General features: G+C 74.7%; 14 protein-coding genes and 1 tRNA gene. 8 read left to right on the top strand and 7 right to left on the bottom strand.

The window, feature by feature from the left end; translation table 11 throughout:
• Positions 1–234: 234 nt before the first annotated feature.
• Positions 235–318 (top strand) — tRNA-Leu (locus tag PUR71_RS34955).
• Between the two features lie 86 nt (positions 319–404).
• Here PUR71_RS34955 and PUR71_RS34950 read toward each other — a convergent pair.
• Both PUR71_RS34950 and PUR71_RS34945 read right to left on the bottom strand, forming a co-directional pair.
• A complete protein-coding gene (locus tag PUR71_RS34950) occupies positions 405–1,562 on the bottom strand; it encodes a sensor histidine kinase (RefSeq protein ID WP_329931255.1) in 1,158 nt (385 codons plus the stop codon).
• Entirely contained in the window at positions 1,559–2,212 is a 654-nt protein-coding gene (locus tag PUR71_RS34945) for a response regulator transcription factor (protein ID WP_329931371.1), read from the bottom strand. Before PUR71_RS34945 ends, PUR71_RS34950 begins: the two co-directional genes overlap by 4 nt.
• A gap of 339 nt (positions 2,213–2,551) precedes the next feature.
• Here PUR71_RS34945 and PUR71_RS34940 point away from each other — a divergent pair, with 339 nt between their 5' ends.
• Positions 2,552–4,381 (top strand): phosphatidylglycerol lysyltransferase domain-containing protein, encoded by a 1,830-nt coding sequence (locus PUR71_RS34940; protein ID WP_443077679.1) that lies wholly within the window; start codon positions 2,552–2,554, stop codon positions 4,379–4,381.
• Between the two features lie 236 nt (positions 4,382–4,617).
• Positions 4,618–5,376 carry a hypothetical protein gene (locus PUR71_RS34935; RefSeq protein ID WP_329931254.1) on the top strand — a complete coding sequence of 253 codons (759 nt, stop codon included), beginning with the start codon at positions 4,618–4,620 and terminating at the stop codon, positions 5,374–5,376.
• Between the two features lie 66 nt (positions 5,377–5,442).
• On the opposite strand, the gene PUR71_RS34930 is transcribed toward PUR71_RS34935, so the two are convergent.
• Positions 5,443–8,202, bottom strand: coding sequence for a SpoIIE family protein phosphatase (locus PUR71_RS34930; protein WP_329931253.1), 2,760 nt, complete (start codon positions 8,200–8,202; stop codon positions 5,443–5,445).
• A 291-nt stretch (positions 8,203–8,493) separates the two neighbouring features.
• Here PUR71_RS34930 and PUR71_RS34925 point away from each other — a divergent pair, with 291 nt between their 5' ends.
• The 5 genes from PUR71_RS34925 to PUR71_RS34905 all read left to right on the top strand — a co-directional run bounded on the left by PUR71_RS34925 (position 8,494) and on the right by PUR71_RS34905 (position 14,766).
• On the top strand, positions 8,494–9,687 hold the full coding sequence (locus PUR71_RS34925) for a rhodanese-like domain-containing protein (protein ID WP_329931252.1): 1,194 nt from the start codon (positions 8,494–8,496) through the stop codon (positions 9,685–9,687).
• Positions 9,688–9,791: 104 nt separating this feature from the next.
• Positions 9,792–10,451: a DUF5819 family protein gene (locus PUR71_RS34920; RefSeq protein ID WP_329931251.1), complete on the top strand. Its 660-nt coding sequence runs from the start codon at positions 9,792–9,794 to the stop codon at positions 10,449–10,451.
• Positions 10,452–10,552: 101 nt separating this feature from the next.
• The gene (locus PUR71_RS34915; RefSeq protein ID WP_443077692.1) at positions 10,553–11,788 is read left to right on the top strand and encodes an HTTM domain-containing protein; all 1,236 of its coding nucleotides are present in this window, start codon (positions 10,553–10,555) and stop codon (positions 11,786–11,788) included.
• Positions 11,789–11,797: 9 nt separating this feature from the next.
• Complete coding sequence (locus tag PUR71_RS34910) at positions 11,798–13,984, top strand: FUSC family protein (protein ID WP_329931249.1); 2,187 nt, start codon at positions 11,798–11,800, stop codon at positions 13,982–13,984.
• 5 nt (positions 13,985–13,989) lie between these two features.
• Positions 13,990–14,766 carry a TrmH family RNA methyltransferase gene (locus PUR71_RS34905; RefSeq protein WP_329931248.1) on the top strand — a complete coding sequence of 259 codons (777 nt, stop codon included), beginning with the start codon at positions 13,990–13,992 and terminating at the stop codon, positions 14,764–14,766.
• Positions 14,767–14,774: 8 nt separating this feature from the next.
• On the opposite strand, the gene PUR71_RS34900 is transcribed toward PUR71_RS34905, so the two are convergent.
• The 4 genes from PUR71_RS34900 to PUR71_RS34885 all read right to left on the bottom strand — a co-directional run bounded on the left by PUR71_RS34900 (position 14,775) and on the right by PUR71_RS34885 (position 18,997).
• The gene (locus PUR71_RS34900) at positions 14,775–16,103 is read right to left on the bottom strand and encodes a peptidoglycan-binding protein (RefSeq protein ID WP_329931247.1); all 1,329 of its coding nucleotides are present in this window, start codon (positions 16,101–16,103) and stop codon (positions 14,775–14,777) included.
• Between the two features lie 206 nt (positions 16,104–16,309).
• Positions 16,310–17,230: a pyridoxamine 5'-phosphate oxidase family protein gene (locus tag PUR71_RS34895; protein ID WP_329931246.1), complete on the bottom strand. Its 921-nt coding sequence runs from the start codon at positions 17,228–17,230 to the stop codon at positions 16,310–16,312.
• 13 nt (positions 17,231–17,243) lie between these two features.
• Complete coding sequence (locus PUR71_RS34890; protein ID WP_329931245.1) at positions 17,244–17,714, bottom strand: VOC family protein; 471 nt, start codon at positions 17,712–17,714, stop codon at positions 17,244–17,246.
• A 245-nt stretch (positions 17,715–17,959) separates the two neighbouring features.
• Complete coding sequence (locus tag PUR71_RS34885) at positions 17,960–18,997, bottom strand: hypothetical protein (protein ID WP_329931244.1); 1,038 nt, start codon at positions 18,995–18,997, stop codon at positions 17,960–17,962.
• Positions 18,998–19,205: the final 208 nt, after the last annotated feature.

Below are 19,205 nucleotides of genomic sequence, written 5' to 3'. Positions count from 1 at the left end.
GAAGGGGGTTCCACGCTTCGCGCGGACGTTCGGAGGGCATCCGTTCGGACGCGCTCGGGTGGCGGACCGGGGGTGGAAGCGTCCCGCCGGAACGGATTCGGAGGACTCCCCCAGGTCGTGCTACTGTTTTCCACGTCGGAAGGGCCGCCCGAGAGGGAGGCCGGGACGAAGAACCGCGAGGGCCGCGAGGCGCTGGTGGGTCGGGGATCCGGTCGGCACGGAAGACGCACCCATGCGCGGGTGGCGGAATAGGCAGACGCGCTGGATTCAGGTTCCAGTGCCCGAAAGGGCGTGGGGGTTCAACTCCCCCCTCGCGCACAGCGAAGCCCCGCAGATCTTCGGATCTGCGGGGCTTTCTCGTTCTCCGGGCGGGGGTCGTGAACGCCCCGGGCGCGCGCACCGGATCAGGCGCGGGAGGCGGGGAGTTCGGCGCGGACCTCGAAGCCGCCCTCCTGGGTGGGGCCCGCGGTCAGGGTGCCGCCGAGCAGCTGGGCGCGCTCGCGCAGGCCCACCAGCCCGTGACCGCCGCCCGGCAGGGCCAGGGCCTGCGCCCCGGCCGGCCGCACCGGCGGGGGGTCGTTGCGCACCTCGACCCGCAGCCGCCGCCCCTTCGCCCGCACCTTCACGTGCACGGCCGCGGCCGGGGCGTACTTGGTGATGTTGGTGAGCGCTTCCTGGACGGTCCGGTAGGCGGCCCGCTCGACCGCCTCCGGCCACGGGCGCTCGCCCGGCGCCAGCTCGGCGTCGGCGGCCAGGCCGCTCTCCTCGATCAGCCGGGGCAGGTCGGCCAGCCGCGGCTGCGGGGCGAGCGGGGTGTTGGGGCGCGGGTCGCCGGTGCGCAGCACGCCGACCATCTGGCGCAGCTCGTCGAGGGTGCGCACGGAGAGCTCGCGGATGGTGCGGGCGGTGGCCGCCGCGGCCGGGTCGGCGGTGCTCACCTGGAGCGCGCCCGCCTGGATGCTGATCAGGCTGACCTGGTGCGAGACGACGTCGTGCATCTCGCGGGCGAGCCGGCCGCGCTCGCTGATCAGCACCCGCTCGGCGAGCAGCCGGCTCTCCCGCTCCTGGCCGCGGGTCAGCTCCTCGACCCGGGTGGCCAGTTCCCGGCGGGTGCGGGCGAGCAGGCCGGTGGCGGCGGGCCCGGCGGCGAGCATGATCGACTGGATGGCGTAGAGCGCGGTGTCGCGGCTCAGCCAGACGGTCTGGTCGGAGATCGGCCAGTGGAAGAACTCGACGAGGGTGAAGAGGGTGCCGAGGGGGACGACCAGGCGGGGGTTGGGGCGTTCGGCCGCCAGCGTGTAGACGGCCGTGATCGGGGCCAGCCAGATGTCGGCGACGTAGCTGCCGGGCATGGTGAGCAGCAGGACGAGGACCGGGAAGCGGCGGCGCCAGAGCAGCGTGACGGCGGCCAGCACCGACAGCGCCACCTGCCACCACGGGGCGTCCCGGGCGACCAGGGCCGCGTCCATCAGGGAGTAGAGCGTGGGCAGCAGCAGCATCAGCCAGGGCGCGGTGCACCAGGCCGGGAGCCGTCTCGACGGCAGCTGGTCGGCGGCGGTCATGCCCCGTCGCCGGGTTTCGGCCGGACCAGCCCGGCCCGGTGGGCGACCACGGCGGCCTGGACACGGTTGGCGGCGCCGAGCTTGCCGAGGATCGCGCTGATGTGGTCCTTGACGGTGCCGGTGCCGAGGAACAGCCGGTCGGCGATCTCGGCGTTGGACAGGCCCTCGCCGAGCAGCGCCAGGACGTCCAGCTCCCGGCCGGTGAGGGTGCGGGTGAGCGCGGAGGCCTCGGCGTCCGGGCCACCGCCGTCCACGTAGCCGCCGATCACGGTGCGGGTGACGGTCGGGGAGAGGATGTTGCCGCCGGCCGCGAGCACCCGGACGGCGTGCACCAGCTGCTCGGGGGCGGTGTCCTTGAGGAGGAAGCCGGAGGCGCCGGCCCGCAGCGCGGTGCCGATGTACTCGTCGGTGTCGAAGGTGGTCAGCATCGCGACGGCCGGCGGGTCGGGCAGGGCGCGGACCCGGCGCAGCACCGAGATGCCGTCGAGGTCGGGCATCCGGATGTCGAGCAGCACGACGTGCGGGCGCAGCCGCTGGACGTGCTCCTCGGCCTGGCCGCCGGAGCAGTCGCCGACCACCTCCAGGTCGTGGGCGGAACCGACGATGAGGCCGAGGCCGGAGCGGACCAGGATCTCGTCGTCCACGATCAGCACGCGGGTGGTGGTGATGGTGCCTCCTCGGTTGGGGCGGCCGGGTGGGGCGGTCCGCGCGGGTCGATGTCGAGGGTAGGGGTAGCCGGGTCGGGCCGCCGAACGCATGGCGGGTCGCCACCCCCGCCGTTCGGCGGGGGTTGGAATCCGCTACCCGGTTCACGCGATTCTCACGCGGGGTGGGGAACCATGTTGGTGGCTGCCCTTTTCGTCGGCCCGCTCCCTGGTGCGGGGGCCGGTGAGCCCGGGGCCGCCGGTCAGTCCGTCGGGCCCGTGCGGGCGCCCGGCGCCGGGCCGTGTGCGGATGCGCCCCACCATCTGATCGTTTGGAATTGAGCTGTGTCGTCCACTGTGAAGTCGGAGCCGTCCGCCACGTCCACCGGGCCCCGGCCCGTCGGCCTGCTCGACCGCTGGCGCCCGAGGGCCGCCGCGGCCTCCGTCTGGTACCTGCGGCTGATCGCGCTGCTGAACGTGGCGACGGTGCTCCTGGTGCCGTTCCGCGACCAGGTCAGCGAGCACAACGAGGGTGAGTACTTCACCCCGTACCTGATGACCTCGGGCCTGGCCAGCGCGGTGCTGTCGGTGTTCCTGGCGGTGGCGATGCGGCGGCGCAAGCGGGCCGCGTGGATCTTCAACGCGGCGCTGGCCGGGATGTTCGCGCTGCTCTACCTGGCGGCCATGGTGCTGCCGGACGAGGGCTTCAACCGGCATCCGCTGAACTACGTCTCCACGGTGCTGACCTGCCTGTTCGTGCTGGCGCTGCTGATCGGGCGCAAGGAGTTCACCTCAAAGGGCGACCAGTCCAACCCGAAGACCGCCGCGGCGACCTTCGTCGGCGGGCTGCTGTTCGGCGGCGGGGTGGGCGCGTTGCTGGTGTGGCTGACCAACGACCTGTCCGGCGCCGGCTTCTGGGACCTCTTCCGCTACTCCGTCGGCCGGATGATCACCATCACCCCGTCCGAGCACCTGCGCTCCGTGATCAACGCGCCGACCTGGGTGAACGCCGTGATCAACGCGATGGGTGCGGTGCTGTTCCTGCTCGTGCTGTACGTCGCCTTCCGCAGCCCGCGCGGCAAGGAACTGCTGAATCCCGAGGACGAGGCCAGGCTGCGGGGGCTGCTGGACAAGCAGGGCGAGCGGGACTCGCTGGGCTACTTCGCGCTGCGCCGGGACAAGGCCGTGATCTTCTCCCCCAGCGGCAAGGCGGCCGTCACCTACCGGGTGATCGGCGGGGTGTCGCTCGCCTCGGGCGACCCGATCGGGGACCCGGAGGCCTGGCCGGGCGCGATCGACGCGTGGCTGGCCGAGGCCCGCGAGCACGCCTGGGCGCCGGCCGTCATGGGCGCCTCCGAGGAGGCCGGCGTGATCTACGCCCGGCACGGGCTGGACGCGCTGGAGCTGGGTGACGAGGCGATCGTCGAGCTGGACGAGTTCTCGCTGGAGGGCCGGGCCATGCGGGTCGTCCGGCAGGCGTACAACCGGGTCAAGCGGGCCGGGTACACCGTGCGGATCCGCCGCCACGAGGACATCTCCGAGGCGGAGATGGAACGGCTGGTGGCCAAGGCCGACGAGTGGCGCGACGGAGCGACGGAGCGCGGCTTCTCGATGGCGCTGGGCCGCCTCGGCGACCCGGGCGACGGCCGCTGCGTGATGCTGGAGTGCCACGACGGGGACGGCGAGCTCAAGGCGCTGCTGAGCTTCGTGCCGTGGGGCCCGGACGGGCTGTCGCTGGACCTGATGCGCCGGGCCCGGGACACCGAGAACGGCCTGGTCGAGTTCATGGTGATCGAACTCCTCCAGCGCGCGGACGAGGTGGGGCTCAAGCGCGTTTCCCTGAACTTCGCGATGTTCCGTTCCGTTTTCGAGCGCGGTTCGCGGCTGGGCGCCGGCCCGGTGCTGCGGCTGTGGCGCTCGGTGCTCGGTTTCTTCTCGCGCTGGTGGCAGATCGAGTCGCTGTACCGCGCCAACGCCAAGTACCGGCCGATCTGGGAACCGCGTTACCTGCTCTTCGAGAAGAGCAGTGAGATTCCGCGGATCGGCATCGCGAGCGCCCGCGCCGAGGGCTTCATCGTCGCGCCGAGCATGCCCGCCCTGTTCCGGCGCCGGCACTCCGGCTCCGCCGTGGTGGCGCCCCGGCTGCCCGTGGGCGCGCAGCAGGGCAAGGAGTAGTCCTCCGCCCGCTCTCCGCCGGGGGGCGGGGGGCGGCGCACGGCCGGATGGGGGTGCCCTAGGGGAGATCCCCTCCCCCCTGAGGATGACCCTTATCCCCATCCATGCCGATGTGGATTTGTTAAGAGGCTTCTAATGTTGAGGTAGCTGAGAAAAGACTCAACGGTTCGGGGATTCGGGAGAGGACGGCTGTGATTCACAGGACCCACGCGGGGGGCGTGCGAAAGGGGCCGCTGGTGACAGCCAGAGCGGCCGCTGTCGCCGAGTGGGGGACGTTGTTCGTGACGGTCCGGGACCAGGTGGTGCGCAAGAAGTTCGCCGCCGTTCCGCTGGCCACCACGGCGACGTTTCTGATCCTGCTGTTCAGCATCGTGCAGCACCTGCCCGGCGGCGAGCGCTTCGTCAACCACATCGGGGTGGTGAAGGCCGCGCTGCCGCTGGACGTCTCGTTGCTGCGCACCCCGCTGTCGCTGTACGTCCCGGCGCTGGACCTGCCGGTCTGGGGTGCGCTGGCCCAGGTGTTCCTGGTCTTCGGCATCGCCGAGATCGTGCTCGGCCGGCGGATGACGCTCGTGGTGGCCTACGCCTGCACCCTGGCGGGCACGCTGTTCGCCCGGTTCGGGGTGGCGATCGGGCCGGAGCACCTGTTCGGCTTCCCGAAGTGGGTCGCCTACGTGCGGGACACCGGGCCGTCGGCCGCGGTGGTGGCGCTGGCGATCTGCATCGCCTTCCGCTGCCGGGCCTGGTTGACCGCCGCACTGGTGGTGGTCCTGATGGTCGGCGAGGCGGTCGTCCTGCCGAACCTGGCCGGTCTGGAGCACGTCGTCGCGGTGATCACCGCGCTGCTGATCGCCGTCTCGGTCGAGGTGTTCGGCGACTTCTGGCCGCGGGTGCTGGCCGGGGTCGGGGCCGCCACCTCGGTGGCCACGGCGGCCTCCCGCGAGGTCGCGGTGGAGGCCCGGCGGCGGACCTCGGCGGGTGCCGTCATTCCGTAGTTCCGTAGGACCGGGCTTGCGGCCCGAGCGGCCGGGTACCGGGCAGCGCGCCCGGTACCCGGCCGCTCAGGCTTTCCGGGGGCCGTGGGGCAGCGGGAGCTCGAACCAGACGACCTTGCCGACCGCCTTGCGGGCGGTGCCCCAGCGCTCGGCGAGCTTGGTCACCAGGGTGAGGCCGCGGCCGGTCTCGCCGAGTTGCTCGGCGGGTTCCAGCGAGGGCAGGTTGTGGTTGTCGTCGCTGACCTCGACCAGGAGCTTGTCCACCCGGATCAGCTGCAGCCGGACCCGGTCCCGGGCCACCCGGACGGCGTTCGTGACCAGCTCGCTGACCAGCAGTTCGGTGGTGTCGCTGAGCGCCTCCAGGTGCCAGGCGGCCAGCTGCTCGCGGACCAGGGCGCGGGCCCGGCGCACCTCGCGGTGGTCGACGGTGAGGTCCCAGGTGGCCACTTCGGACGGGGCGACCCCGTCGAAGCGGGCCACCAGGAGGGCGACGTCGTCCTTGCGGTCGTCCGAGTGCAGGCGCTCCAGCACCACGTCGCAGGCCTGCTCGGGGCTCTGCCGCGGGTCGATCAGGTTGCCGCAGAGCGCGGCCAGGCCCGCTCCTATGTCGCCGCCCCGCACCTCGACCAGGCCGTCGGTGCACAGCACCAGCATCGAGCCGTCCGACACGTCGATGGTCTTGGCGACGAACGGCACCCCGCCGACCCCGATCGGCGCGCCGGCCGGGATCTCCAGCAGCTCGCCGCTGCCGTCCGGGTGCACCAGGACCGGCGGGACGTGGCCGGCACTGGCCAGCTCGCAGGTCCGGTTGATCGGGTCGTAGACCGCGTACAGGCAGGTGGCGAGGTGGTCGTCGCCGAGCTTGTGGGCCAGGTTGTCGAGGTGGCGCAGCAGCTGGCCGGGCGGCAGGTCGAGCGCGGCGAGGGTCTGCATGGCGGTGCGGAAGCGGCCCATCGCGGCGGCCGAGTGCAGGCCGTGGCCCATCACGTCGCCGACCACCAGGGCGACCCGGCTGCCGGGCAGTTGGATGGCGTCGAACCAGTCCCCGCCGACCTCGGCCTTCGGGTCGCCGGGCAGGTAGCGGTGGGCGATCTGCACGCCGGGGATCTGCGGCGGGCGGGTCGGGATCATCGAGCGCTGCAGGGTGGTGGCGACCCGGGCCTCGGCGCGGTGCAGCCTGGCGTTGTCGAGGGACAGGGCGGCGCGGACGGCCAGCTCCTTGAGGGTCGCGGCGTCGCTCTCGTCGAAGGGGGTGCGGTCGGGCAGCCGGAGCAGCTTGAGGATGCCGAGCACGGTGCCCCGGGCGGAGAGCGGGACGACCAGCATCGAGCGGCCGGAGACCACCGGGGCCAGCCGGACGCCGCCGAGCGCTATGGCGTAGTCGACCGCGACGTCCGCGCTGACCACCGGGACCAGGACGGGCTGGTTCAGCTGGAGGGCCATCCCGGGCGGGGTGCGGCGGGGCATGCTGACCAGCGCGCCCTCGGACAGGACGTGGTCCCAGGCGCCGCCGGTCTCGTTGTAGACCAGGGCGACCCGGCGGAGCATCGTGTCGTCGTCCGGCCGGGCGGCGGGCAGCTCGGAGTCGGAGATCAGACCGTCCACGAGGTCCACGCAGGCGAAGTCGGCGACCCGGGGGACGAGCACCTGGCAGAGCTCGTGGGCGGTGAAGCCGAGGTCCAGGGTGGTGCCGACCTTGCCGCCGACCTCGTTGAGCAGGGCCAGCTGCTCGCCGGCGTGGCCGTTGGTCAGGAACGTGCCGAGGCGGCCGCCGCCGTGGGGCGGACCGTCGGCGCCGCCGGGGGCCGGGACGGCGGGCGGGGTGCCGCCCGGGGACTGGTCGCCGCGGGCGCGCCGCCCGGCCGTGGCCGGGGCGAGGGCCTGGTGGCCGTTGGCGGACGATTCGACGGCGGCCGGCTCGATGGCGGCGCCTCCTCCGGTGGGGGACGGGACGGACAGGGCGGCCGACCTGCCGGCGGGCCGTTCGGCGCACTCGCGCGGACCGGGCAGCGGGCCCGTCGGGCGGCCGCGGACGGTCCGCGACGCGGCGGCCTGCTCGGGCTGCGGCGGCGGGCCGACCCGGGCGGCGCGCTGCTGGGCGGTGGGGTAGCGGCGGCCGATCCCGGCGGCGGCGTGTGCGGTGCCGCACTGCGGGTCGGAGGGCAGCAGGGGGAGCACGGTGGTGGCGTCCAGCCGCAGGGCGGGCAGGCCGGCGAGCTCCAGGGCCGCCAGCAGCGGTGCCCGGTGGGCGTCGGGCAGGAGCCGGGCCAGCGCCGGGGGCACCGCTCCGCCGGGCGGGGTGAGCGCGGCGACCAGCCCGTGGAAGCCGCCCCGGGCGGCGGGGGCGGGCGCGAACGGCAGCAGCCGCTCCCCCAGCGCGAGGCGCGGGCCCGAGGTGCGCAGCGGGCGGGCGTCGGCGGCCAGGGCGAGTAGGCCGTCGGACGGGCCGGGCAGCGGGTAGGCCCACCACAGCACGTCGCGCAGGTGGTCCTCGCGGTCGGTGACGGGCATCTGACCGGCCCAGGGGTTGCCGTCGGCGGTGAGTGCGGCCAGGGTGTCGAGCGCGTCGCAGCGGCGCCGGGCGCAGGTCGTGCCGGCGGCGCGGGGCTCCACGGCGGGCAGCAGGCCGGAGGCGGGGCGGTCGCGGGCGACCTCGGCGCGGTGGCCGAAGAGCTCCTCGGCGGCCCGGCTCCACTGGGCGATCCGTCCGGCCCGGTCGACCAGGACGAGGGCGAGCCGGACCAGGGCGGCGACGCCCGCCGGGTGGCCTCCCGGAACGGCCTCGGCGCCCGTCGGACGCGGTGTGGAGTTGGGCTCGTCCACCATGGATTCGGTCTGCTCCCGCCTGGCCGCCGCGCCTGGAGGCGGCCGTCTCGTGGAGGAAGGCACGCTGTGCGGATACCAGCGAAGCACGGACCGGGCCGGGCTCGATAGCGAAACGGGGAGATTCATCAGGATCGGTTGCACGCCGCCTGCCTCGCGCCGGTTCGTACCCCCCTTCCGCCCGGTTGACGCTTCCCGCGCAGGGGTAGGGTGGCAGGCCGGGCCGCCGGGACCCGTGCGTTCGGCGCGGCCCGGCCGACGGCAGAGCACGGCAGGACGAGACAGAGGCGAGAAGTGACCGCGCAGATCCCCGTCCGCTGGACGGACCCGGAGCAGCAGGAGCTGGAGGAGCGGGTCGCCGCCGCCGAACTGGCCTTGCTGAGCATGGACGTCGACGTGCAGACGCTGCGGGTCGAGATCGACAACTTCGCGCTGATCCACCATCAGCTGCTCGGCCCGCTGTACGCCCGGCTCGACGAGCTGGACGCCCTGGTCGCCGAGGCCGTCGCGGCCACGACCGGGCACCCCGACGACGTCCGGCGGGCGGCCGAGGCCCGGCAGCAGGTGGAGGAACTCCCCGACCTGGACGCGCTGTTCGACTCCGTCCAGGCGGTCCGCGAGGAGCGCGGCGGCGAGGAGGAGGCCGTCCCGCCGCCGCCCGCCGCACCGGCCAAGGTCCGCCCCGGGCGGGAGGCCCAGCGGATCTACCGCGACCTCGTGCGCCGTGCCCACCCGGACCTCACCACCGACCCGGCCGAGCAGGAGCGCCGGGCGGCGTTCCTCGTCCGGGTCAACGAGGCCTACGCCTTCGGCGACGCCGGCGCGCTGGCGGGCCTGGCCGCCGAGTGGTCCACCGCGCCCGAGGCGGCCCCCGCACCGGACGCGCCGGACCGGCTGGAGTGGCTGCGCCGCCGGTTGGAATGGCTCACCGCGAAGATCGCCGAGACCGCCGCCGAGCAGGTCCGGCTGGAGCGCACCCCGATGGGGCAGCTCCTCGCGCTCGCGCCGCAGGACCCGGACGGGTTGCTGGAGCAGCTCGCCGAGGAGCTGCTGGCCAAGGCCGCGGGCCGGCAGGCCGAGCTGGCCCGGCTGCTCGGCGACCACCGGCCCCCGGTGGGCGACAATGGCACGGACCCGATCGATCCCCAGGAGACCCACACGATGTTCCCGCAGATCCCCTCCGCCGACGCCGCCTCCGTGCCCGCCGACGCCGTGCTCCTGGACGTCCGCGAGCAGGACGAGTGGGACGCGGGCCACGTGGACGGCGCGCTGCACATCCCGCTCGGGCAGGTCATCGCCCGGCTCGGCGAGCTGCCGGACGACAAGCTGTACGTGCTGTGCCGTGTCGGCGGCCGCTCGGCACAGGTCGTCCAGTACCTGGTGCAGCAGGGCCGGGACGCGGTGAACGTGGACGGCGGCATGTACGCCTGGGAGGGCGCGGGCCGTCCCATGGTCAGCAGCACCGGCCAGGACGCCTACGTCCTCTGAGACCCGCTGCGACCCGTACGCACCCTTCGGCCCGGTAGGGCAGGATGGGCGCGCGACCGACCCGGGACGGGCCCGGCGGCGCCCGTCCGGCAGGGGGAGTGCGCATGGCCGACAGCACGGACACACCGGCCGGCGGCCCGCCCCGGTCGCGCCCCGGGCAGCTGGTGCTGGGCCTGGCCGCCGTGGTGCTGCTCGCCGGCACGGGACTGTTCCTCGGCGCGGTGTTCCTGCACGTCGCGCCCGCCAACACGGTGTCCCGGGAGTACCGGGAGCAGCTCGACGGGGTGGTCTACCCCGAGTTCGAGCAGAACTGGAAGCTCTTCGCGCCCAACCCGCTCCAGCAGAACGTCAGCCTGGACGCCCGGGTGCGCACCGTCGCCGACGGCGGCGCCACCGTGACCCGCGACTGGGTCGGGCTGACCGCCCGGGACATCGCCGCGATAAGGGGCAACCCGGCGCCCAGCCACGTCGACCAGAACCTGCTGCGCCGGGCCTGGGACTTCTACGACGGCTCGCACAACCCGCAGGACGAGACGCTGACCAACAGCCGCGGCAAGCTCGCCGAGGAGTACCTGAAGCGCATCGCGCTCCAGCGGATCGGCCGCGGCGTGGAGGGCGAGCGGATCCTGGAGATCCAGTTCCGGGTGACCACGGTGACCGTCCCGCCGCCGTCCTGGAGCGGGGAGGCGCCACCGGCCGATCCGAAGGCGCGGGAGCTGCCGTGGTGGCCGGTGGGCGACGAGGACTACCGGGGGCTCGGGTGAACGAGGTGTCGCAGCCGGGGGTCTCGCCGGGGGAGGTCTCTCCGGACGGGGTCGAACAGCCGCGGTTGGACGGGATCCCGCGCCAGGGCGGGCACCAGGTCGTGTCCGTCCCCGGGCCCAGTCCGGTGACCGCGCCGACCGCGCCGACCGCGCCGACCGCGCCGGGCCCGCTCGTGCTCGCCGGCCGGGCACTGGAGGCGTTCACCGGGCGGGTGTTCGGCCGGCACCAGGCGGCGGTGGTGCGGATCGGCTTCGGGCTGGTCTGGCTCGCCTACCTGCTGCGCGAGTGGCCGAACCGGCGGGTGCTCTACGGCGACCGGTCGCCTTGGTCGATGGACCTCGCCCGGCAGCTCCTCGCCGACAACGGGGCCTTCACCGTGCTGCCGTGGTTCGACGGGCGGCTCTGGTTCGAGGCGGTCTACCACCTGGCGGTGCTCGCCGCCCTCGCGGTGGTGCTCGGCTGGCGGACCCGGGCGAGCACGGTGCTGTTCATGGTCACCGTGCTGTCGCTGCAGAACCGGGACGTCTTCCTCGGTGACGGCGGCGACAACGTCGTCCACCTGATGGCCCTCTACCTGGTCTTCACCCGCTGCGCCGAGGTGTGGTCGCTGGACGCCCGCCGGGGCCGTCCGGGGTGGGGCGGCGTCGTGCTCTGGGCCGTCCTCGGGGCCGTGCTGGCGGTCTGTCAGCTCGGGGACTTCTCCGGCGACAGCCTGACCTGGACCTCCGCCGCGTTCCCGTACGTCGGGTGGGCCCCGCTGTTCTGGGGGCTCTGGGCGGTGGCCGGGCTCTGGTGGGCGCTCGGCCGGCTGCGGCCGCGGGGCGAGCTGCGGGCGGTGCTCGACGGACTCGCGAACACGGTGCACAACTGCGCGATGCTGGTCATCGCCGCCGAGGTGGTGCTGATCTACGCGACGGCCGGCTGGTACAAGGTGCAGGGCACGCGCTGGCAGGACGGCACCGCGCTGTACTACCCGCTCCACCTGGACTACTTCACGCCCTGGCCGGCGCTGTCGGCGCTGGTCGGCTCGGCGCTGGTGCCGGTGTTCCTGATCTCGTACGGCACGGTGATCGTGCAGGTCGCGTTCCCGTTCACGCTGCTCGACCGGCGGGTCAAGAACGTCCTGCTGGCGATCATGATGGCCGAGCACCTCGGGATCGCGGTGGTGCTCGGACTGCCCGTGTTCTCGCTCGCGATGGTCGCGGCGGACGCGGTGTTCCTGCCGACCGCCGCGCTCCGGTGGGTCGAGCGGCGGGCACGGCGGCTGCGGCCGATCCGGCGGGGCGGTGCGGCCGGGCGGGAGCGGGGGCCAGTGGGAGCGGACGGGCCCCACTAGGATGGCGCTATGTCCTGGTTTGCCGCGCTACGTGACACCGCGCGAACCGGACTCACCCTCGACCGGACGCTGACCGACCCCAAACGGGCGGCGCGCGGGGCCGTCGCCGTGGGGCTCGTTTTGTTCCCGACCCTCGCGCTCGGCGGGCCCTCGCTCGCGACCTCGGCCGCGATGGGCGCGTTCATCGCCGGGACGGCCACCTTCCAGCGCAGCTTCCGGCCCCGGGCCAGCCTCGCCGTCGCGGCCGGGATCGGACTCGGCACCAGTACCTTCCTCGGCTACCTGGCGGTCGGCGTCTTCGGGCTGTTCCCGGCGCTGCTCGCGGTGTGGGCCTTCGGCGCCGGACTCGCCTGGGCGATCGGGCCGACCGCCGGGGTGGTCGCGGCCAACACCGTCTCGGTGATGCTGATCGTCGTCCAGCTCCCGGTCGGCGTGCTCGCCGCGCTCGGCCACGGACTCGTCGCCGCCCTCGGCGGGGTCGTCCAGGCCGCCGTCATCACCCTGTGGCCGATCGGCAGTTGGACCGCCCAGCGGGCGGCCCTCGCCGACACCTACGCCGAACTCGGCGACTACGCCCGGCGGTTGCGGCAGGACCCGACCGCACACGTCGACCCGGCGCCGTTCATGACGGCCCGGCACGCCGCCGCCCTCACCCCCTGGCAGGACCGCCACCGGCCACCCGAACTGCGCGGCCTGCGCGGCATCGCCGAACGCATCCGCCCCACCCTCGCCGCGCTCGCCGACCCGAAGGTCGGCGCACCCGGGGAGGGGCCGCAGCGCGACCGCGCCCGGGAGGTCCTCGCCGCGTCCGCCGAGGCGATGGACGCCCTCGCCCGGGCCATCAGGACCGGCGACCCCGTCCGGCTCCCCCGCACCGCGCCCGTCTACGCGCTGGTCGCCCCGGCCGTACCGCCCCCGACCGGGTCGGCCGCCCCGGCGGACCCGTCCGTGGCGGGCGGGCGGTTGCAGGGCGCGGCCAAGCGCTCGGCCCGGCGGCTCGGCGGTTTGTTGCGCAAGGCCGCCGACACGCTGGACCGCGGGGACGTGGACACCGTGACGATGCCCGTCGTCGGGGCCGGCGGCGCGCTGCACAAACCGCCGCTGTTCCGGACGCTGCCCGCCGCGCTGCGGGCGGTGCGGCGCCAGGCCCGGCCGCGCTCGGCGGTGTTCCAGCACGCCGTCCGGCTCACCGGGGTCGTCACGGCCGCGTACCTGCTGGCGCGGGCCGCCGGGTTCCAGCACGGGTACTGGGCGCCGATGACCGCCGCGATGGTCATGCGGCCCGACTTCGCCCAGACCTACAGCCGGGGTGTCGCCCGGCTCGCCGGGACGGTCGTCGGCGTCGCCGTCTCGACCCTCGTCGTCCAGCTGGCGCACCCGGGCGAGTGGGTGCTCGCGGCGCTGGCGGTGCTCTGCGTCGGCGGGGCCTACCTGACGCTGCGGACCGGGTACGCGCTGATGACCGTCGGCATCTCGTCGTACGTCGTCTTCCTGCTGGGCCTCCAGCAGGGCGATCCGCTCACCACCGCCTTCGAACGGGTCGGGCTGACCCTGCTCGGCGGATCCGTCGCGCTCGTCACGTACGCGCTCTTCCCGACCTGGCAGACCGCCCGGCTCGGCGAGCGGCTCGCGGAGTGGCTGGCCGCCGCCGGGCGGTACGCGGCGGCGGTGATCGACGGCTACGAGGACCCGGCGGCGCCGCGCGGACGGGAGGTGCGGACGGCGCTGCTGGACTCCCGGGAGGCGCGCTCCGAACTGCTCCAGGCGATGGAACGGGCCGACGCCGAACCGGGCCGGCACGCGTCCGGACTGCCCGGGGTGAGCCGGCGCCGGATCGACCGGGCCAGGGCGGCGGTCGGGCGCCTCGGGCGGGCCGCCGTCGTGCTGGAGGCCCACCTGCCTGCGGCCGACGCCGAACCGGTGCCGGGGGCGGCCGCGTTCGCGGAGGAGCTGCGGCTCGGGACGGCGATCGCGGCGGCGGCGCTGCTGACCGGGCGGCCGGTGGACTTCGGAGCGGTGCGGGGGGCGCAGGCGCAGTTGGAGAAACGGCTGGCGGAGGTTCCGGAGGGGGTGCAGCGGGAGGTGCTGTGGGCGGGGGTGCGGTTGCTGACGCAGGCGTTGAAGGATCTGGAGCGGGCTTTGCGGGGGCGCGAGGACGTTCGGGGTGAGCCGACGGACGGCGGGATGGAAGCATGAGCGCCATGGACGATGACGTGGTGCGTGGCTGGCGGGCGGTGGAGCGGGAGCCGGGGACGGTGCTGCTGGACGGGTTTCACCCGCTGAAGCACGCGCTCCGCTTCGGCGGGCAGGTGCGGCAGGTGCTGACCGCCGACCGGGCCGCGCTGCTGGCGCTCGCCGCCGAGCTGGCCGAGGACGTCGGGCCGGCGCTGGCCGCGCTCGCGGTGGAGGTGCCGCAGGCCGCGCTGCGCATGCTGGCGCCCCGGCCGCACCCGACCGGGGTGATCGCGCTGGCGGTGCGGCCGTCCGCCGCGGCGAACCGGGCCGCGCTCGGGCACCGGCCCCGCCGCGCGCCGGTCGTGCTGCTGGAGAACCCGCGCAACCTGGGCAACGTCGGCGCGGTGATCCGGCTCGCGGCGGGCTTCGGCGCCACCGGGGTCGTCACCACCGGCGACCTCGACCCCTGGCACCCGACCGTCGTGCGCGGCAGCGCCGGCCTGCACTTCGCGACCGCGGTCGAGCGGCTGGCCCTGCCGGAGCTGCCCGCCGGGCCCCTCTATGTGCTGGACCCGGAGGGCGCGGACATCCGCACGCTGGCGTTCCCGGACGACGCACTGCTGGCGTTCGGCACCGAGCGGCACGGCGTCTCGGCGGAGCTCAAGGCGCGCGCGGACCACCTGGTCGCGGTGCCGATGCAGCCGGGGGTGTCCAGTTTCAACCTCGCGACGAGCGTCGCGATGGGGCTCTTCCACTGGATGTCGTCCACGTCGGCGCCGGCAGCGGAGCCGGACCGGCCGTAGGCGAGGGGTCAGGAGAACAGCAGCCGCCACGTCTCCGGTCCCGGGATGCCGTCGGCGTCGGTGCCGCTCCAGCCCTGGGCCTGCTGGAAGGACTGGACGTTGGCGCGGTCGCTCTCGCCCCACTGCGGCCCGGGGCCGACCGTGTAGGCGCCGCCGTAGCCCTTGCGGACGAGCTGTTCGCCGAGCTGTCGGACGTAGTCGTTGTTCGCGCCCGGTCCGAACGCGTCGGCGCCCGGGTAGGCGGGTGCGCCGCTCGAGGGCGGGGGCGGGGGCGGCAGCGGGGTGCCGGCGTCGATGTTCCGGCCCTTGCCGTTGACCAGGTAGTCCCACGTGTCCTTGCCCGGGAGGCCGTCGGCCTCGCCGCCGCGCCAGCCCTGGGCGAGCTGGAAGGCCTGGGTGGCCCTGCGGTCGGCCTCGCCCCACTGCGGGCCCGGGCCCTCGGCGTAGAACCGCGCGCCGCCGCGCTGCACGAGCATCTGGCCGAGCCTGGTGACGTACGCGTTGTTCGCGCCGGGGCCGAACTTGTCGGCGCCGGGGAAGGCCGTGGCCGGCACGCCGTCGCTGCTGGCGGCGCCGGAGAGGCCGGTGTAGCGGTACGGGAGGTACGCGCCGGAGTTGTTCCAGTACGCGTACGGCGTGCTGCGCTTCGTCGTGCCGGGGGAGGTCTGCTCGTAGGCGATGTAGCGGGTGCGGGTGGAGTCGGTCCAGCCGCCGAAGATCGTCGCGTGCGAACCTGCCTGCGGGCTGGCGGAGTTGTTGTAGATCAGGACGTCGCCGGGCTGGAGGTCGGTCTTGCCGATCCGCTCGGCGAAGTTCGGCAGGGTCCAGGTGGTCTGGCTGCTGTTCAGGCCCCAGGCCATCGAGACGAAGCCGGAGCAGTCCTGGCGGTAACCGTCCGACCAGTAGCGGCCCATGCTGTACGGCACCCGCTGGTCGACCCAGCTCTGGGCGCGCTGGATGATCTGGGCCCTCGTCACCGGCTGGGCGACGGTGCGCGGGGCGGTGTCGGTGCCGCCGTCGTCCTCGCCGTAGAGGCTGCTGACGTCGCCCTGCGGGTTCTGCGGGGTGGCGCTGCTGCCGCCGCCCGGGTTGGGCGCGGGGGCGGCGACGGCCGCGGTGGCCGCGGCCGCGCCGCCGCCCATGGCGGTGCCGACGGCGGCGACCAGGACGGCCGCCCGGCGGCGGATGCTGCGGGCCGCGGCGTGCCCGCCCTCGTGGACCGGGGCGGCGTGCAGCCGGGCGCGGCGGCGGGCGTTGCAGCCGCCGCATATGCAGTCGTCGCCGGGTTCGACCTCGACGAACTCCAGCAGCGGGGAGGGGCGGTCGGCGCCGGTCATGGTCCACCTCTTCCTGGTCGGTCTGACGGCGTGGCAGGACTGACCTTCCGGGGCCGGTTCCGCGTGGTACCGGGACCAAGGTCCCAAAGCGGACGGGCGGCTGCGCGGCGGGTTGGGCCGCGCGGGTGACGGCCGTTCGGCGGCCTGGGCGTGGCGGGGGCGGTGGGGAGCCGGTAGTGCCGGCGCCGGCGCTGATGGCGGGTCGGCTAGCCGGCGGGGTGCGGGTTGGCCGGGGAGTACTCGGGCTCGGTCCAGGCCAGCGGGGTGGCGTCGGCGAGTTCGACGACGCCGGTGACGGCCAGTTCGACCATCCGCTGGGCACCCGGCACACCTGCGCGGGCACCGGCGGACCAGTCGGTGCGGGCCTCGCCGGTGACGAGCAGGGCGCCGCCGGTCTCCCAGTCGGGCAGGAGGAGGCCGGCCCGCGGATCGAGCTCCAGGTTCCCGAGCGTCATGAACATGCTGTTGCCCTGGTACTCGGGCCAGACCAGCCGGTCGGGTCCGTCGGCCCGCAGGAAGCCGGGGAAGCCGCCGCGGTGGGACGCGTCCACGCCGCCGTCCGGGCCGACGGTGGCGACGAAGAACGTGTCGGCGGTGGTGGCGGTCAGTCGCTGCGCGGTGGAGAGGGCCGGCCCGGTGGACACCGCGCGCGGAGCGCCGGCGGCCGGGCGGTCGAGCGGGGTGCGGCGCTGGATGTACTTCGGGCAGTTGGAGACGACCTGGTCGGCGGTGATCACCAGGCCGCCCCGGCGGTCCGGCACCGAGCGGCCGTTGAGCCGCATCCGGCGCCGCCCGGCCGGGTCGAGGGCGATGGTGCCGACCCGGGCGGGGCCGGCCAGGGCGGCGGCCAGCGGGTCGTCCTCGGCGGGACGGGCGGCGACGGTCATGGTCCGTTCGTCGCCGGCCTGGAGGAAGCCCGGGGAACCGGCGAGCTGGGTGGCCCAGACCCGGCCGTCCGGGTCGGCGGCGCCGACCACGAGCGTGCGGCGCTCGCTGAGGAAGCGGGCGGCGACCGGCGGGATGGTGTCGCGGATCGCCCGGCCGGCGTGGTCGGCGCGCTCCCGCACGCCGGCCAGCGCCTGGGCGGCCAGCTCACCGCGGTGGTAGGGCGTGACGGGGGTGGTCACGGCGGCCTCCGGCCTAGAAGAAGCCGCAGGTCGGGGCGTCCGCCGTGGGGGCCGCGGCGCCCGTCGCGGCGACTCCGGTGCGGGCGTAGATCTCCAGCCGGATGCCGTCCGGGTCGGTGAAGAAGATGCCGCCGGAGTCCGAGCCCTCGCCGTGCGGGACGACCCCGTCGTAGGCGAACTCGGCGCCTAGCTCGCTCAGTTGGCGTTCGGTGGCGCGGACCTCGTCGAGCGTTTCGACCTCGAAGGAGAGGTGGTGCAGGCCGGGGGAGGCGGTGGCGAAGGTGCCGGTGCTCTGCTGCCAGAGGGTCACCACCAGGCGGCCGTCACGGCCCATCAGGGCGTAGCGGCGCTCGGTGTCGGTGCCTTCGTGCGTCACCTGGACGCCGAGGGCGGCGCGGTAGAACGCGATCGAGCGCTCCAGGTCGGTGACGTTGAGGCCGACGTGGCCGGTCTTCAGGGTGTGGATCAGGGCGGGGCTGGACATGCCTGGACGCTCCCGTGGCTGGGTGGTCCGGAAGGGCTCTTGCCTAACCGGTACTCATGAAGTTAATGGTTAGGTGATGGAGCGTCAACCGGTATCAGGTCATGAAGGGGTTAGGTGATGGCGGCGCGGGGGCGCGACCGCACGGCGCCGTGACGGCGCTGCGGGATCCCGGGCGTGAAGCGGGTCGGAACCGGGCGGGGTGGAGCGGGGGAACGGGAAGGAGTGGAGCGGGAGCCGCGGGGCGGCTACTCCCACTCCCACCGGATGCCGATGTGGCCCGGCTGCTGGTCCGGGGCGAGCACGTGGGCGCTCGCGGAGGCGCCGATCCACAGCTGCTCGCGGCGGCTGTCGACGTCCTCGCCCGGGTCGCGGTCGTACCGCTCGCAGTGCACCGGGATGGCCGCGGGGTCGAAGTGCACCTGGAGCACGTACTCGCGCACCTGGGTCGCGAAGCGGCGGCTGTACTCCAGGGTCGGGCCGCCGGGCGGGATCTCCACCTCGTACTCGAAGACCGTGCTGTCGCCCAGGCCGAGCGGGCGGTCCAGCATGATCTCGCCGACGGTCAGCCCGGCCTCCGGGCGGCGGCGGACGCGGCCCAGCCGGCCGTGTCGGACGGAGGTGATCTCGGGGCAGCCGGTGGCCTCCTCGTCGGCCTTGTGCACGACCAGGCAGCGGCCGACGCCGGCGACGGTGGCACGCACCACCTGGCGCATCCGCAGCAGGTTGCCGCGGCGCTGGGCGTCGACGTAGTACGAGTCGTGGATGCTCAGCCGCTCCAGCTCGCCGGCCGACGGGGCGTCCAGCTCGGTGAAGATGTCGGCGATCTCCTGCTCGCCGGGCCAGACGTCCTCCAGCCCGAGGTGGCAGGTGTTGGCGGCGGCGGCCCAGCGGCCGCGCGGGCGCGGCGGGCCGAGCAGCGAGGACAGCGAGCTGTGCGGCAGGCCGAGCAGTTCCTCCAGCAGGTGGACGGCGCGCAGCGAGCTGGCCCGCTCGGGCTGGCTGCGGCCGCGCCGCCAGTAACTCAGCGTCGTGACGCTGACCCTGACGCCGCGTTGGGCGAGCGCGGCCCGGATCCGGTCCAGGCTGAGGCCGCTGGCCTCGATCGCCAGGTGCAGGGTGTCCGCGAAACCGCCGGTGGAGGCTGGTCGGCCAGTGGCCGGGGGTCCGGCGGGCGGCATCGCCGCCGGTGCCGGTGCCGGCACGAGTGCGGGCGGACCGGTGCGCTCCGGGCGCTGTTCGACCAGCCGGAGTCGCGCGGCGTCCTGGGGCTGCTGTGCGGCCATGCGGTAACCCTCCCCACCAGGTGAGTTCGGCGGGACCGGGTCGGCGCCGGGGCGCGCCGCCAGCGGCTTCACCGAGCTTTGGGGAACCCTATGCACGGTCGAGAGGCTACGTCATCCGTCGTGCGTATGACAGTGGTCACGGCAGGTGAACCACAGGGTTAGCGATCTTGAAACATTGCGGAAACACGCATCGTCCCAGGTGGTGACC

Source organism: Streptomyces sp. SP17BM10 (assembly GCF_036322405.1).
GTDB lineage: Bacteria > Actinomycetota > Actinomycetes > Streptomycetales > Streptomycetaceae > Kitasatospora.
The sequence above is the reverse complement of the archived record's forward strand: the minus strand, read 5'-3'. Positions and strand labels throughout refer to the sequence as shown.

Coding starts and splice junctions, on each gene's coding strand:
- PUR71_RS34930 (WP_329931253.1), bottom strand. CDS start 8,202: ATGGTGGACGAGCCCAACTCCACACCGCGTCCGACGGGCGCCGAGGCC.
- PUR71_RS34920 (WP_329931251.1), top strand. CDS start 9,792: ATGGCCGACAGCACGGACACACCGGCCGGCGGCCCGCCCCGGTCGCGC.
- PUR71_RS34900 (WP_329931247.1), bottom strand. CDS start 16,103: ATGACCGGCGCCGACCGCCCCTCCCCGCTGCTGGAGTTCGTCGAGGTC.
- PUR71_RS34890 (WP_329931245.1), bottom strand. CDS start 17,714: ATGTCCAGCCCCGCCCTGATCCACACCCTGAAGACCGGCCACGTCGGC.
- PUR71_RS34905 (WP_329931248.1), top strand. CDS start 13,990: ATGGACGATGACGTGGTGCGTGGCTGGCGGGCGGTGGAGCGGGAGCCG.
- PUR71_RS34910 (WP_329931249.1), top strand. CDS start 11,798: ATGTCCTGGTTTGCCGCGCTACGTGACACCGCGCGAACCGGACTCACC.
- PUR71_RS34885 (WP_329931244.1), bottom strand. CDS start 18,997: ATGGCCGCACAGCAGCCCCAGGACGCCGCGCGACTCCGGCTGGTCGAA.
- PUR71_RS34950 (WP_329931255.1), bottom strand. CDS start 1,562: ATGACCGCCGCCGACCAGCTGCCGTCGAGACGGCTCCCGGCCTGGTGC.